General features: G+C 34.0%; 18 protein-coding genes. 8 read left to right on the top strand and 10 right to left on the bottom strand.

Annotation, left to right across the window (positions count from 1 at the left end):
• Nucleotides 1–2: 2 nt before the first annotated feature.
• The 7 genes from E0W69_RS20075 to E0W69_RS20045 all read right to left on the bottom strand — a co-directional run bounded on the left by E0W69_RS20075 (nucleotide 3) and on the right by E0W69_RS20045 (nucleotide 5,364).
• On the bottom strand, nucleotides 3–578 hold the full coding sequence (locus E0W69_RS20075) for an outer membrane beta-barrel protein (protein WP_131331829.1): 576 nt from the start codon (nucleotides 576–578) through the stop codon (nucleotides 3–5).
• Nucleotides 579–588: 10 nt separating this feature from the next.
• Nucleotides 589–1,704: a BamA/TamA family outer membrane protein gene (locus E0W69_RS20070; RefSeq protein WP_131331828.1), complete on the bottom strand. Its 1,116-nt coding sequence runs from the start codon at nucleotides 1,702–1,704 to the stop codon at nucleotides 589–591.
• Nucleotides 1,705–1,809: 105 nt separating this feature from the next.
• The gene (locus tag E0W69_RS20065; RefSeq protein ID WP_131331827.1) at nucleotides 1,810–2,709 is read right to left on the bottom strand and encodes a hypothetical protein; all 900 of its coding nucleotides are present in this window, start codon (nucleotides 2,707–2,709) and stop codon (nucleotides 1,810–1,812) included.
• A gap of 73 nt (nucleotides 2,710–2,782) precedes the next feature.
• Nucleotides 2,783–3,256, bottom strand: a complete 474-nt coding sequence (locus tag E0W69_RS20060) for a GAF domain-containing protein (protein WP_131331826.1) — start codon at nucleotides 3,254–3,256, stop codon at nucleotides 2,783–2,785.
• Nucleotides 3,257–3,266: 10 nt separating this feature from the next.
• The gene (locus tag E0W69_RS20055; RefSeq protein WP_131331825.1) at nucleotides 3,267–3,992 is read right to left on the bottom strand and encodes a LytR/AlgR family response regulator transcription factor; all 726 of its coding nucleotides are present in this window, start codon (nucleotides 3,990–3,992) and stop codon (nucleotides 3,267–3,269) included.
• A 4-nt stretch (nucleotides 3,993–3,996) separates the two neighbouring features.
• Nucleotides 3,997–5,049 (bottom strand): sensor histidine kinase, encoded by a 1,053-nt coding sequence (locus E0W69_RS20050; RefSeq protein WP_131331824.1) that lies wholly within the window; start codon nucleotides 5,047–5,049, stop codon nucleotides 3,997–3,999.
• 72 nt (nucleotides 5,050–5,121) lie between these two features.
• On the bottom strand, nucleotides 5,122–5,364 hold the full coding sequence (locus tag E0W69_RS20045; protein WP_131331823.1) for a DUF3820 family protein: 243 nt from the start codon (nucleotides 5,362–5,364) through the stop codon (nucleotides 5,122–5,124).
• Nucleotides 5,365–5,500: 136 nt separating this feature from the next.
• Here E0W69_RS20045 and E0W69_RS20040 point away from each other — a divergent pair, with 136 nt between their 5' ends.
• The 6 genes from E0W69_RS20040 to E0W69_RS20015 all read left to right on the top strand — a co-directional run bounded on the left by E0W69_RS20040 (nucleotide 5,501) and on the right by E0W69_RS20015 (nucleotide 11,083).
• A complete protein-coding gene (locus tag E0W69_RS20040) occupies nucleotides 5,501–6,229 on the top strand; it encodes a phosphoadenylyl-sulfate reductase (RefSeq protein WP_131331822.1) in 729 nt (242 codons plus the stop codon).
• Nucleotides 6,230–6,252: 23 nt separating this feature from the next.
• Nucleotides 6,253–7,158, top strand: a complete 906-nt coding sequence (cysD, locus tag E0W69_RS20035) for a sulfate adenylyltransferase subunit CysD (RefSeq protein WP_131331821.1) — start codon at nucleotides 6,253–6,255, stop codon at nucleotides 7,156–7,158.
• A gap of 68 nt (nucleotides 7,159–7,226) precedes the next feature.
• The gene (locus tag E0W69_RS20030) at nucleotides 7,227–8,468 is read left to right on the top strand and encodes a sulfate adenylyltransferase subunit 1 (RefSeq protein WP_131331820.1); all 1,242 of its coding nucleotides are present in this window, start codon (nucleotides 7,227–7,229) and stop codon (nucleotides 8,466–8,468) included.
• Between the two features lie 15 nt (nucleotides 8,469–8,483).
• Nucleotides 8,484–8,693: a DUF4177 domain-containing protein gene (locus tag E0W69_RS20025; RefSeq protein ID WP_131331819.1), complete on the top strand. Its 210-nt coding sequence runs from the start codon at nucleotides 8,484–8,486 to the stop codon at nucleotides 8,691–8,693.
• An 8-nt stretch (nucleotides 8,694–8,701) separates the two neighbouring features.
• The gene (gene cobA / locus E0W69_RS20020; protein ID WP_131331818.1) at nucleotides 8,702–9,529 is read left to right on the top strand and encodes a uroporphyrinogen-III C-methyltransferase; all 828 of its coding nucleotides are present in this window, start codon (nucleotides 8,702–8,704) and stop codon (nucleotides 9,527–9,529) included.
• Nucleotides 9,530–9,535: 6 nt separating this feature from the next.
• Nucleotides 9,536–11,083 carry a TSUP family transporter gene (locus E0W69_RS20015; protein ID WP_131331817.1) on the top strand — a complete coding sequence of 516 codons (1,548 nt, stop codon included), beginning with the start codon at nucleotides 9,536–9,538 and terminating at the stop codon, nucleotides 11,081–11,083.
• 40 nt (nucleotides 11,084–11,123) lie between these two features.
• Here the strand turns inward: E0W69_RS20015 and E0W69_RS20010 are convergent, their stop codons facing one another.
• From E0W69_RS20010 to E0W69_RS20000, 3 genes are all read right to left on the bottom strand, one after another.
• Entirely contained in the window at nucleotides 11,124–11,495 is a 372-nt protein-coding gene (locus E0W69_RS20010; protein WP_131331816.1) for a hypothetical protein, read from the bottom strand.
• A 261-nt stretch (nucleotides 11,496–11,756) separates the two neighbouring features.
• Nucleotides 11,757–12,251, bottom strand: a complete 495-nt coding sequence (locus tag E0W69_RS20005) for a hypothetical protein (RefSeq protein WP_131331815.1) — start codon at nucleotides 12,249–12,251, stop codon at nucleotides 11,757–11,759.
• A 45-nt stretch (nucleotides 12,252–12,296) separates the two neighbouring features.
• Entirely contained in the window at nucleotides 12,297–12,803 is a 507-nt protein-coding gene (locus E0W69_RS20000) for a GbsR/MarR family transcriptional regulator (protein ID WP_131331814.1), read from the bottom strand.
• 99 nt (nucleotides 12,804–12,902) lie between these two features.
• On the opposite strand from E0W69_RS20000, the gene E0W69_RS19995 reads away from it, so the two are divergent.
• A complete protein-coding gene (locus E0W69_RS19995; RefSeq protein WP_131331813.1) occupies nucleotides 12,903–13,292 on the top strand; it encodes an acyl-CoA thioesterase in 390 nt (129 codons plus the stop codon).
• A 93-nt stretch (nucleotides 13,293–13,385) separates the two neighbouring features.
• Nucleotides 13,386–13,697 (top strand): hypothetical protein, encoded by a 312-nt coding sequence (locus E0W69_RS19990; RefSeq protein WP_131331812.1) that lies wholly within the window; start codon nucleotides 13,386–13,388, stop codon nucleotides 13,695–13,697.
• Nucleotides 13,698–13,700: the final 3 nt, after the last annotated feature.

The raw sequence follows: 13,700 nt of genomic DNA, 5'->3' as shown, positions 1-13,700 counted from the left end.
TTCTATAATTTGAATGAACAGCCTAAATTACCTGCAACGCCATGAGGATTGATATCCAAATCATTGGTGCTCATTTTATAACCAATCAATCCAATGTTGAAATAAGGTTGAACGAAAGATTTTAGATTTAGCTTAACGCCAGCACCAAGATACGTGTACCATCCAGTTTGATGTACTTTATAATATGCTTGATCAGATTCATGCCATTTCTGATCATAGTCCATAAATGTGATTCCAGTTTTAAATAAGGCGTATGGATCAATCAATTTATCCGAACTGAAATTATATTTAAACTGTGCGAAAACAGGTACTAATTTCAAATCTTTCAAGTCATATCCATTATCGGGATGATAGCTACAAGTATTATAGCCAACACCGAGTCCCACATTCCAATGCTTATTTAAATCTTTATTCACTATAACAGATGGACCTCTAAATTTGGTACTATGTGTAGAATACAAATAATTATATTCTGCATCGATTTTTATGCCGCTCAGACTCGATTGAGCTTGTAGATAGTTTATAAAAATAACTTGTACTAATATCAACACTACGACCAAACTAATACTTCTTTTCATTTGAATTGATTTAAAATGCTTCTCCTAATAATATATAAATACCCGTACTTCGCTTTTCTCCATTTACTTTTTGCGTAATCGCATAATCTAAACGAACTGTAGATCCTTGCTTAACATCAAAGAAATAACGAACGCCTCCACCATAAGAACTTCTCAAATTACCACGCGTCCAGATATTAGCTGTTGTCTCTCCGACACTAGCAAAACTGGTAACCGCGATACGCGGGATAAATCGATATCTTAGTTCTAATTGTTGTGCACTTAATTGTTTACCCCTAAATCGCCCTTCATAGTATCCTCGCATAATTTCATCATTGCCTAATTGTGGCAATAAATAAAATGGTACATTTTTACTTGTAAATTGATTGTACACAAAATTATATCCCACGACTAATTTGGGATGTATAGGTAAAAAAGCTTTGAAATTCACATTATACTGCGCTCCAAAATAATTTTTAAAAGCTCTAATTCCCGGCATCACTGAACCTCTCACATAAGCGTAGATACCTTTTGTTGTATATTGAATATTATCTCGATTATCATAAGTCTGCGTCACGCCCAAACTCAGATATCGACCTACATGTTGGTTTGTAGGTATATGGAAATGAGAAAAATTACTCGAATCTCGACTATAAAAAAGCTGCTCTTCTAATAAAATATTCGCACCGACATAATAATGAGGAATGATGGCATGCGCGATTTCGACATTTACATGGGAAAGTTTTTCATTTAGCTGCACTTTATTATTGACACTCGTATTATTACCAATCCCATAATAATAAAATGGATAATCTTGCCGACGAATATCAAAAGTCAGTAAATCTTTATTTTGATGATTCCAAAGTTCACCATACATAATAAAATTAACTGCTTTTTTAGTTGTTGCAGATAATTTTGTCGTAATATAACTCGCTCGATAATTTTTATTATCTGAAAGGTAAAAATTTTTAAATCCCGCTCCACCAAACTCATAACCACCTTCTGGAGTATGTCCGAACACCGGAACCACAAATATCTTCGATAGGTCTTGTACACTATCCACAGGATTAGATGCAATAAACATCTTATAAAGCGTACCATGTTTGGTAGAATCTTGTGCACGAACTTTCGAAAAAATTATAAGCAAAAAAAGGACTAAAATCGAATTCCTAAACAATTAAAAAATATTATTCAATCTTAGAGATTAAAAAACTTCTAAAGTTTAATCTACTAGTAAATTTAATATCCTTTTTTAACGCAAATCAAACTCAGAATCATTTTTAGGTTTAGGCAGTGTATTAGGATTATTTTTTTGATTAGCAAAAATATTGGGAATATGTACCCATTTTCCCTCTTTCCATTGAAAACCTTCATACTCTCCATTGGAAACTAAAGTCATTTTATCCCAAGGACGATTTTTCTCCGAGATCAAATGATCGAAAACGATCAGATTCAATTCTGGATCATAGTTTAACCTTGCTCTTCCATCTTTTTTAAATTCAAATAAAAATCTATCTACGGGTGGCTGTACTTTGATCGTATCATATTTATATTGAAAAATCGGCGCACCAAATTGAGGTGCTTCATTTTTATCAAAAGTCAATACATCAATCCATTTTCTAGTGGTTAGAAAATCATGATCATCCAAGCCCAATAAGGTGTAATAATCTTTTCCTTTATAGCTATTTTTCAAAATTTTATAATACAATGCGCCGATCCAATGCTTGGCGTCACGCACAGAATCCCAAGGCATTTCGGTAAATTCAGAGGCATCAAAAAGTGGAAATATTTTCATTTTTCCATCTTTCGTATTCATCTGTATGGCTCCAAATTGACGGAAATAATTATCATTTAACTCCAATTCCCAAGTAAATATCCGAAAGGCATTATCTGGAGCATACTCAATAGAAATAGTTTGAAGCGAATCAAATTTGTATTGATAAGAATAAGGTTTTTCCAACACTTTTACTAATGAGCGAACAAATTTTTGATTGGATTGCATCCTTTGCTCCAAATCTTTATTGAAGATCATATCATTGGCAACAGTTTTCAGACTGTCTTCCATTTTAGAGATATGGACAGAATCCATCTTTTGGGCATGCGATAGTTGCAAAGCCAAACATCCATAAATAACTAAAATTAACTTTCGCATAATGATCTTTCTAATCGTTTTTAACGTTAGAATCTACTTTTTCTTGAATTTAAATTCTTATAATTTGGTTAAATTATAAGAGGATTTTTTGAACCAATAATTCCAAATATTTTTGATCAATCGTATCAAAAGTGTTCAAATCTTCGCTGTCAATATCCAAAACTCCCGCAACAATTCCATCTTTAAATATTGGAACAACGATTTCGGAATTGGAAGCGCTGCTACATGCAATGTGTCCAGGAAATGCATTCACATCAGGTACGACAAAAGTCTTTTGTTCTTCCCAGGCTTTTCCACACACGCCTTTACCCTTGCGAATACGCGTACAGGCAATCGGACCTTGAAATGGCCCCAAAACCAATTCATCTTTTTTCACTAAATAAAAGCCCGTCCACAACCATTTGAATTGTTGAGTTAAGGCACCTGCGATGTTTGCCAGATTGGCCACTACGTCTTCCTCACCATCAATCAATGCAAATATTTGCGGTAACAATTCTTTGTATTGCTCTTCTTTTGTTCCTTGTATTACATTTAAATCTTCTGCCATAAAATCTCCTTTATAAACTCATCATTTCTTTAAATTTCACCGCTTGACGACGACTCACTTCAATCTTTTCACCTCCTTTCAAATCAATAAGTAGGCCACCATTGAAAAATGGCTCTACATGCTCAATCCAATTGAGATTAATAATATGTTTTCTACTTGCTCTGAAAAAAAACTTTTCATTTAAACGCTCTTCCAATGCATTTAAAGACTTCAATATCAATGGTTTATTATTTGCAAAAAAAACTTTCGTATAATTGCCAGCACTTTCAAATAAGCGAATATCTGACAACTTGACAAACCAACATTTGTCACCGTCTTTAACAAATACTTGATTTTCCTCGGTCAATAATTTTCCAACATCTCCTTCAACTTTTGCAATAGCCGTCTTACGCAATTTAGCAATTGACTCTTGCAAGCGATTAGGATCAATTGGTTTGAGCAAATAATCTAATGCATTGACTTCAAATGCTTTCAATGCGTATTCATCATACGCCGTCGTAAAAATAACTTTGGGTGCGTAGGTCAATTCTGTCAAAAGGTCAAAGCCCGTTTTTCCTGGCATCTGAATATCCAAAAAGATAAGATCAGGATGCAAATCCTCCACCATCTCCACACCTTCCACAGCATTGGCAGCCTCTCCGATAATCTCAATATCTTCAAAGTCTGTCAATAATTTGCGTAACTCGGCACGTGCCAATCGCTCATCATCAATCAATATAGTTTTAAATATAGCCATAATCTTAACTATTTAAAGGAATTATCATTGTAGCCACCACTTTATTTCCTGGTAAATCTTGTAATACAAAACTAGCTTTTTCTCCATATAAAAGTCGGAGACGATCTTTGGTAGAAATGATCCCAAACCCTTTGGGTTCTTTTGCGAGATCTAATTTGCCCGTATTTTCCACTTGTATCTGCCACCTTGTATCAATGGAAGATGCTGATACTTTGATCATGCCGCCTTCCACAGAGCGACTAATCCCATGCTTGATCGCATTTTCCACTAACGTTTGCAATGTCATTGGCGGGATCGATTGTCCCAACAAATCCTCTTCTACTTGAAAATCTACATTTAAACGATCTTCAAAACGGATACGTTCCAAGGCGAGATAATCTTTTACGATCGACAATTCTTCGCGTAAAGTGGTTGTTTTTTTCTTATCGGCTTGCATACTGCTACGCAAAATATTGCTCAATTCCGTAATTGCCATCCTTGCTCTTTCTGGATTCTCGTCCACCAATGCGCGTATACTATTTAAGGCGTTAAACATAAAATGCGGATTAACATGCGCTTTGATAGTATTTAATTCAAGATCCTTTATTGTACTGGCCAATTGCACTTTATCCAACTCATCTTTATTATTCTTCTCTACATAATGGTAGAGAAAATAAAGTAAACTCCAAATCAATAAAATTACAAAACTGTACATCCATTGCAATAAGAAATAATTGAAAAAACTAATATTAGAATTGGGGCTGTGCAATCCAAAAATAATCGACAAGACAGAATAAACAATCGCATAAACCAATGCAAATGAAACCGTTAACAAAAGCACATTCACCGATTGTATTGCAATCTTTTTTTCCAAAATATGTCTTTGCAATACTTTTTTTCGAATCATCTGAGTCATCATTAAACCCAAAATAGCCTCTACAAAATGTGCAAAATATAGTTTAAATGAAACATGCCCACTTCCCATGTAAGCGAGCAGACAGTAGACAAAGTAATAGCAAAGCCAACCTCCTACTTGTACAATATAATATAATGAAATCTTGGGTTTCATTCTTTCCATGCAAATAAAGTAAAATAATCCACTCCACAGATAAGTATTAGCTATATGGCGTTAAATATGGATAAACGGAGATTAACGCATCTTTTTTAGAGCAATTAAAATATCATCTAGTCCATTAAGCTTAATTTCATAAACAGTTTCTAATAAAATGCCCAATTTACCATCTGGAAATCCACCTTTGCGTAAAAACCATTCCAAATAACTTACAGGAAGATCACACAACAATCGCTCTTTATACTTTCCAAAGGGCATTTTCATTCGGACAGTTTCTAATAAAAGCTTTGGATCTGGACCGATAGGTTGATTTTTTTCCATTTTGCAAATAAAATAAAAACCGATGAATCAAAAGAATATTAAAAATGTATAAGATTATTTCTCGACTATTTTGATAGACTAATTAAAATAGCTACTTTTACAGCCAGATATTTTGTGAAATCAATCGTAATCAAGCATGGATAGTAATCAATTACCTGTACTCACTAAGAAAATAGAGGCATTAAGTGAGATCGAAGCATTGACCTATATTGGCAATATGTACCCCGAAGATGTAATATTTTCGAGTAGTTTTGGTCTGGAAGATCAAGTAATCACCGATATGATTTTGGCAAATAATCTTCCAATTTCCATTTTTACGTTAGATACAGGTAGAATGTTCAGAGAAACCTATTCTACGTGGAGTCAAACTAATGATTATTACCATACAAAAATCAAAGCATTTTATCCCAAAAGCGAACCATTAGAAGATTATATTTTCGAACATGGACCGAACGCATTTTACGAATCCGTAGAATTAAGAAAGCAATGTTGTTTTATTCGAAAGGTTGAACCATTAGGCAGAGCATTACAAGGTAAAAAGGTATGGATAACGGGCATGCGTGCAGAGCAATCTGCGAATCGCCATGACCTACCACAATTGGAATGGGACGAGACGCATCAAGTGTACAAGTTTCACCCTTTATTGCATTGGACATTCGAAGATGTGAAAAAATACATCTCTGAACACCATGTACCCTACAATCCTTTACAAGATCAAGGATATGTAAGTATTGGTTGCCAACCTTGTACAAGAGCGATCAAAGATGGCGAAGATTTCCGTGCTGGTCGCTGGTGGTGGGAAGATAATTCCAAAAAAGAATGTGGCTTACACATACATGGATCAGTTACTAGTACAAACAATTAGTTTAAGAAATTTATATAAGTAGGATGAGTTATCAATTGGATTATTTGGATCAGTTAGAGTCTGAGTCCATTCACATTTTTAGAGAAGTTGCTGGGCAGTTTGAACGTCCAGCCTTATTATTTAGCGGTGGTAAAGATTCTATCGTTTTAGTTCATTTGGCGCTTAAAGCTTTTCGTCCAGGAAAATTTCCTTTTCCATTAGTTCATATTGACACAGGACATAATTTTCCTGAAGCCTTAGAATTCAGAGATAAATTAGCGAATGATATTGGGGAAAAATTGATTGTTCGCAATGTGGGCGATACCATCAAAGAAAAAGGCTTGACCGAACCGAAAGGTAAATTTGCAAGTAGAAATGCATTACAAACATACACCCTTTTGGATACGATTCAAGAATTTGAATTCGATGCATGTATTGGAGGCGCTAGAAGAGATGAGGAAAAAGCAAGAGCCAAAGAAAGAATTTTTTCCGTAAGGGATGATTTCGGACAATGGAATCCCAAATTGCAACGTCCAGAACTTTGGAATACTTATAATGGAAAAATTCACAAAGGGGAAAACGTACGCGTATTTCCTATCAGTAATTGGACGGAATTAGATATTTGGAATTATATAAAAAGAGAAAAAATTGAATTGCCTTCTATTTACTTTTCACATGATAGAGAAGTATTGGAATTTCAAGAGCAATTAATCGCAGTTTCTCCATTTATCCAAATCGAACCATCAGATTCAATTTCAGTTAAAAGTGTTCGTTACAGAACTGTTGGCGATATGACTTGTACCGCAGCAGTAGCATCTGAGGCACATACATTGGATGATATTATCAACGAAATCATTGCAACGAATACAAGCGAAAGAGGTCAAACTAGAATTGATGACCGCGTCTCGGAAGCAGCAATGGAAGACCGAAAGAAAAATGGATATTTTTAGTTAATAACAACTTTCATAAATAACTATAAAACGTATTCATAAAAATTATTAACTATTAACTAAGTACCGTGGATTTATTAAGATTTATAACAGCAGGCAGTGTCGATGATGGCAAAAGCACATTAATCGGACGACTATTGTATGATAGTAAAAATATATTAGTTGATCAATTAGATGCTATCGAACGAAGCAGTAAAAATAGAGGTGATGGCAGTATTGATCTAGCACTATTAACAGATGGTTTGCGTGCAGAAAGAGAGCAAGGCATTACGATTGATGTTGCGTATAAATATTTCTCTACCCCAAAAAGAAAATTCATAATTGCTGATGCTCCAGGTCATATTCAGTATACTAGAAATATGGTAACTGGTGCATCTAATGCAGACTTAATTATCATACTAATCGATGCCAGAAATGGTGTGGTCGAACAAACTAGACGACATAGTATTATTGCGTCTCTTCTTAATATTCCAAATGTAGTCGTTGCCATCAACAAAATGGATTTGGTTGACTATGATCAAGATATCTATACAGATATTATTCAAGACTATAACGAAGTTGCAGAAGCACTTTCTTTAAAAAATTTGGTTTATATCCCAATTAGCGCGCTAAATGGTGACAATATAGTTGATCCATCTGAATTTATGGATTGGTACAAGGGCAAAAATCTATTAGAATTATTAGAGTCTGTGGAGCTACATGACACTGTTGATTTGGAACATAGTCGCTTCCCTGTTCAATTAGTTATACGACCTCAGACAGCAGAACTTCCAGACTATAGAGGTTATGCAGGCAAAGTATCTAGTGGTATTTTCAAAAAAGGGGAAAAAGTTACTATTTATCCATCCGAATTAGAAGCAACTATTTCAGATATTGAGGTGAATAGTTCTTCTGTAGCAGAAATATTTGCACCACAAAGTGGTGTCATTCATTTGGCAGAAGATATCGATATCAGTAGAGGTGATATTATTGTTAAAAAAGATGCGCTATTAAAAACTAATCAAGAGATTGAAGCAATTGTTTGCTGGATGGATGAAAAACCATTAACCGTAGGCAAACGGTATTTAATTCAACACAATAGTAAGGTTACTCCAGCAGTCGTTCGAAATATTGCTTATAAATTAGATGTTAATACGTTAGAAAAGCAAGAAAATCCAGAAAAAGCATTGTTAAATGAAGTTGTTGAGATTACAATAAAAACAGCTTCTCCATTGACCTATGATGCTTATCAAGATCTAAGAACTAATGGAGGTGCGATCCTTATTGATGAATCCAGTTTTGTAACAGTTGGTGCGGTGTTGTTTAAATAAAGGACTCATTTTTCTATGGAAAAATTTGAATATAAAATATTAGACGTAGACAAGTCAAAATTAAATAAATCCAGTTTTCAATCTGAATTAATTAGCAAATTAAATGACTTGGGAAGTCAAGGCTGGGAAGTCATTTCTTTGGAAGGAATTAATGAGAAAGACTATGGATTTCCTACAGGAACATCTACTACGAGTATTTTATTTCTTTTGAAAAGAAAAATTTAATCATTTTCATGCAAGGAAAAGTATATATCATCGGAGCAGGTCCTGGCGATCCAGAATTAATAACCGTGAAAGCTGTAAAAGCACTAAAAAAAGCGGATGTTATTCTTACAGATCGCTTGGTAAGTCAAGAAATATTGGAAGACTATGCTAATCCTATTGCAGAAATATTTTTAGTTGGCAAAGAAGGATGCAACAATCAAAAATCCGTAGCTCAAGCAGACATTGACCAACTATTACTTTCTAAAGCGATGGAAGGTAAAATTGTCGCACGCCTTAAAGGTGGAGATGTAGCTTTCTTTTCCAATGTTTTGAATGAATTGGAAATTCTTAATCGCTTTGATATTCCTTACGAAATCATCCCTGGTATTACTGCAGCATCCGGAGCATCTGCATTTGCGGGAATACCTTTGACCGCACGTGATTATTCACGTGGCGTTCGGTTCTTAACGTTTTCCAAAAAACATCATATTGATATTAATAATTGGGATGAATTAGCGAAAACAGATGACACTTTAGTTTTCTATATGGCAGGCGAAGCTTGGCATGAATTAGCAAACTTACTCATTGAAAATAATATTGGAAACACCAAAGGGCTTGCGGTGATTGAGCAAGCGACGACGCCTTTTCAAAAAGTGTATAACTATAGTTTTGAGGAGTTAAAGCAAGAGTTACCTTATATTCAATTTGTGTCTCCATCTTTAATTATAGTTGGTAATGTCGTAAGACTGCATAACAAATTTGCATGGTTTGAATCCGATCATACGAAAGACAATTATTTTTTACCTGCAGATAATTGCAAAAAATTAAAACAAGTGGATTTTATCAAGTCAAAATAGGATCGAATGAAAGAAACATTGCCAGAAATCATACAATCTAATCAAGGTGAAGCCATAGGGAATAAACTATTTCCCATATTTCTAAAATTAGAGGAATTAAAAATCATAATCATTGGTGGTGGCAATGTGGGCTTGGAAAAATTAACCGCACTATGTAAAAATGCCCCGGCTACGCAAATTACCGTTTTGGCAAATAAGTTTTCACCCGAACTACTACATTTTGCAAAAAATAAATCGACAATTCTATTAATCACTAAATCCTATGAAAATTCGGACTTAAATGGTTTTCAGATTGCCATTTCAGCAGTAAATGATTCTACTTTAAGTAAACAAATTACAGACGATGCGCATGACAAAGGCTTGCTCGTCAATGCGGCAGACAAACCTGAATATTGTGATTTTTATCTTAGCTCTATCGTAACTAAAGGAAATTTAAAAATCGCAATTTCAACAAATGGCAAATCCCCTACTGTTGCAAAAAGATTAAAAGAAATATTGACCGATACTTTGCCTGAAGAAATTGACCAGACATTGGAAAATATGTCCTCGATTCGGCAAAAATTAACAGGTAATCTTCCTCAAAAAATCATCCAGCTCAACGCCATTACAAAAACTTTAATCGAAGGCGAAAGCAAAGCCACGACTATGGGAAAAAGCAATTGGCTGAGTTCGCTTTCTTTGACTAAGATCATCATATTTGGTAGTTTGTTAGCGATATTTTTCATGGTATTAGGTTATGCCATCATTTCCAACTTACCTCCTACCTGGATTGCCAATATTCAATCTTATTCAGATCAACTATCCAAAACCAATTTTTATTGGATGTTGTTGGCTGGATTTTTAGCGCAATTGGTAGATGGTGCAATGGGTATGGGCTATGGCGTATTGTCCACTACATTTTTATTACAGTCTGGTGTGAGTATCGCCGCAGTGAGCAGTAGCGTACACATGGCTGAAATGTTTTCTGTAGGCGCTGCCGGTATCAGTCACTATAAATACAAACATGTAAATAAAAAACTACTCTTACGTCTTGCGATTCCAGGCGCAATTGGAGCGATTTGTGGAGCATTATTTATTGGGGCTTTTGGTAATAAATATGGAAAAATGCTACGTCCATTTATCTCCGTTTATACGATGTATTTAGGAATTCGCATCATTCAAAAAGCATTCAAAAAAAGAAATAAAGATAAAAAGAAACTTACCAACGTCACACCAGTTGCTCTATCCGGAGGTTTTTTAGATGCATTTGGTGGAGGTTGGGGACCGCTAGTGACGAGTACCCTTATTTCAGGTGGTCGTGATCCCAAATACACCATCGGGACGTCCACTTTGACTAAATTTTTTACCTCTATTTGTAGTACAGCTACATTTGTATTTGTATTGGGAGAAGCGCATTTTAATGTGATTGCCGGCTTGATATTTGGAGGTTTGATTGCCGCACCTATTGCTGCCAAACTATCAGGAAAGCTTAATTTAAAAACCATGTTTATTTGTGTCGGATCCCTAGTAATTCTTTGTAGTCTTAAAGTGATTTGGAGCGCAATTATGAAATAAAAGAAATGGCATTGTAATTACAATGCCATTTCTTTTATTTCTAATAACCAGAAGTTTTTAAAGTTTCTTCTTTTGCTCTTTTTCTTAGTTTAAAAAATATACTCAAATTCAAAAAATGCATTCCTCCAAGAATGAGAATAATCCAACCTAATTTATGACTCAATACTTCCATCACTTCTTTTGGGTTAGCAATTTCACTAGTTGATTTTAGTGCCAAACTCATATAACCAATATTGATTAAATAAAAACCAACGACTAAAAGTTTATTTACGGAGTCTGCCAAAGCTGTATTTCCGTGGAATATATCCACTAAAAAAATACGTCCATTGGTAAATAAAACTTTTGCGACCCAGATTGTCAAACTGATACTTACTATCAAATAGATAGAATAAGTTAATAGATAATTGTTCATAGTTTTGAAATTTTAAAGGTGATTATTGATTATTTTGAGGTGATTTATTTCTCATGATTTTAGTGATTATAGAACCCGCACCAATTGGACTAAAGTTATTGTCCACGCATGCTTGAGTAAATAATTCAGAGCGCAAACCGGAGCCATACATATCATGTTGAGATTCATTTGATCGAATGTAAAAATCAATTATTTTTTTATTTTGTGGAGATTGCAAACTTGCCAATATTTTTTGTGCATCAATGGAATCTTTGATAGGATTTAGCTTGAAAAAATATTGTAATTGTTTGTCCGAATAATATGTATAAAAAAACTAGAGTCTAATTGTTGTTCGGTAATGTGTGTAGTATCTAATTGTTCTTTTGTTAATCCATTATATATACCTCTACTTTTAAGTTGTCTGTCTGTTATTTTAGATAAGGCAATTATAAAATAGTTATTTTTACCTAATTGGTTTCTTGGTAGTGAATTTTCCTCTATAGGTTTCGTATAAAGTAGATCATATTTACCTAGGCTGACATGCTTAATAATCTTAGAAATCCGCTCTAACATGTATGGAAATTGACCAACAGTTTCTCCTCTATATTCAAATAATGAATCTTCCACTTGCTTAATCTGATGAATTTCACCGTCTGGGACTATGATACTATAACCTTCTTTTAGCAAATGTGGAATTTGTCCTTTACAAGAACTCATAAATAACATCAATACATAAAAACCAAAAATTTTATAGTAAAGTTTTCTTTTATAATTCATAATAATTGTATTTTCAGAAATATTTGAAACTTTATTTTAAAAAAATTATTTGAACATTTTAAATAGAGAACCCCAAAACCAATTCTCCTCAGCCTTGAACATAGTATCCAAAGTTTTGGACATATTATTGGTAAATTTTTGAATTCCATTTATAGAGTTCATAAACGTTGCATATTCAGGATCTTTCATGTCTCCCTCTATTACAGATAATTCACTCAAAACCTTAGTCACAGGATCTAATTCACGTTTACGTCTTTCTTTAGCAACTTGCTTTGCGATGTTCCAAATATCTTTATCAGCAAAAAAATATTCTTTTCGATCTCCCGGCTTTAAAATTTTATCAACCAAGCCCCAACCAATCAAATCTCTTAAGTTCATATTCGCATTGCCACGACTGATCTGCAATTTTTCCATTATTTCTTCAGCGCTCAATTCTTCCGGAGTGATTAATAGCAAGGCATGAATACTCGCCATAGTTCTATTGATCCCCCACTCCGAACCTAATTTACCCCAAGTTTCTATAAATTTTATTTGTCCTTCTTGTAGATTCATAACACAAATATATATAAACATTTTATACTTTCAATACTTTCTGAAACTTTATTTCTATGACGAATTTTATACATTTGTGTCCTTAGAAGAATTTAAGAAATGGTAGAAAATCAAGAAGAGCGAATCAATGCATCCGAAACGCATTCATTCAAAACTATATTCACAAGCCAAACAAATCATCACAATACATTATTTGGCGGCGCAGCTTTAGCAATTATGGACGATGTGGCATTTGTTACTGCGACACGTTTTTGCAGACAACGTTTTGTCACCGTTTCTACGGATAAAGTGAGTTTCGAAAAACCTATTCCTAATTCCTCTATTATTGAAGCAATCGGACGAGTGGATCATGTTGGTAATTCTAGCATCAGCATTAAGGTTGTAATTTTCGTTGAAGAAATGTACTCAACTAAAAGAGAAAAAGCGATCGAAGGTATATTTAAGATGGTTGCAGTAGACGAAAACGGACATTCTACCAAGATCGTTTAGTATTTCTCTAAAAAATCTGTCATTTTGTCTGAAAATAATTTTGGATAATTGTTTGTTATTACAAATATAGTTTTAACAAATAAAAGAAATAAAATGAACATTTTAATTACAAACACAGACAGACAATTCGAACAAGAAAATATAATGACAACAATTTCTATCGACAATGCAATTGAAAAATTGTATCAAAAAGATATAGATGTAATCATTTTGGATAATAATGTTTCTGAAATGGATGAAAAGAAATTGAAAGCAGTCATCAATACATTGCAACAATCCTATATTGTCATGCGTCAAGAAACGGAAGATTTAGACAAATCCATTGAAATAGCAACAGATATTTGGCAAACGGTTCGACGCGAACAATTAAATTTTGTAGATACCTTTGACGGTCAACAAATATAAATT

This window comes from Rhizosphaericola mali, assembly GCF_004337365.2.
Taxonomy (GTDB): Bacteria; Bacteroidota; Bacteroidia; order Chitinophagales; family Chitinophagaceae; genus Rhizosphaericola; species Rhizosphaericola mali.
This window is presented reverse-complemented; position numbering and strand designations above follow the sequence as displayed.

Excerpts from the sequence above, each read along its gene's own strand:
- E0W69_RS20005 (WP_131331815.1), bottom strand. The coding sequence starts at position 12,251 with ATGAATTATAAAAGAAAACTTTACTATAAAATTTTTGGTTTTTATGTA.
- cobA (WP_131331818.1), top strand. The coding sequence starts at position 8,702 with ATGCAAGGAAAAGTATATATCATCGGAGCAGGTCCTGGCGATCCAGAA.
- E0W69_RS20060 (WP_131331826.1), bottom strand. The coding sequence starts at position 3,256 with ATGGCAGAAGATTTAAATGTAATACAAGGAACAAAAGAAGAGCAATAC.
- E0W69_RS19990 (WP_131331812.1), top strand. The coding sequence starts at position 13,386 with ATGAACATTTTAATTACAAACACAGACAGACAATTCGAACAAGAAAAT.
- E0W69_RS20010 (WP_131331816.1), bottom strand. The coding sequence starts at position 11,495 with ATGAACAATTATCTATTAACTTATTCTATCTATTTGATAGTAAGTATC.
- E0W69_RS20055 (WP_131331825.1), bottom strand. The coding sequence starts at position 3,992 with ATGGCTATATTTAAAACTATATTGATTGATGATGAGCGATTGGCACGT.
- E0W69_RS20000 (WP_131331814.1), bottom strand. The coding sequence starts at position 12,803 with ATGAATCTACAAGAAGGACAAATAAAATTTATAGAAACTTGGGGTAAA.
- E0W69_RS19995 (WP_131331813.1), top strand. The coding sequence starts at position 12,903 with ATGGTAGAAAATCAAGAAGAGCGAATCAATGCATCCGAAACGCATTCA.
- E0W69_RS20065 (WP_131331827.1), bottom strand. The coding sequence starts at position 2,709 with ATGCGAAAGTTAATTTTAGTTATTTATGGATGTTTGGCTTTGCAACTA.
- E0W69_RS20015 (WP_131331817.1), top strand. The coding sequence starts at position 9,536 with ATGAAAGAAACATTGCCAGAAATCATACAATCTAATCAAGGTGAAGCC.
- E0W69_RS20025 (WP_131331819.1), top strand. The coding sequence starts at position 8,484 with ATGGAAAAATTTGAATATAAAATATTAGACGTAGACAAGTCAAAATTA.
- cysD (WP_131331821.1), top strand. The coding sequence starts at position 6,253 with ATGAGTTATCAATTGGATTATTTGGATCAGTTAGAGTCTGAGTCCATT.
- E0W69_RS20050 (WP_131331824.1), bottom strand. The coding sequence starts at position 5,049 with ATGGAAAGAATGAAACCCAAGATTTCATTATATTATATTGTACAAGTA.
- E0W69_RS20045 (WP_131331823.1), bottom strand. The coding sequence starts at position 5,364 with ATGGAAAAAAATCAACCTATCGGTCCAGATCCAAAGCTTTTATTAGAA.
- E0W69_RS20075 (WP_131331829.1), bottom strand. The coding sequence starts at position 578 with ATGAAAAGAAGTATTAGTTTGGTCGTAGTGTTGATATTAGTACAAGTT.
- E0W69_RS20040 (WP_131331822.1), top strand. The coding sequence starts at position 5,501 with ATGGATAGTAATCAATTACCTGTACTCACTAAGAAAATAGAGGCATTA.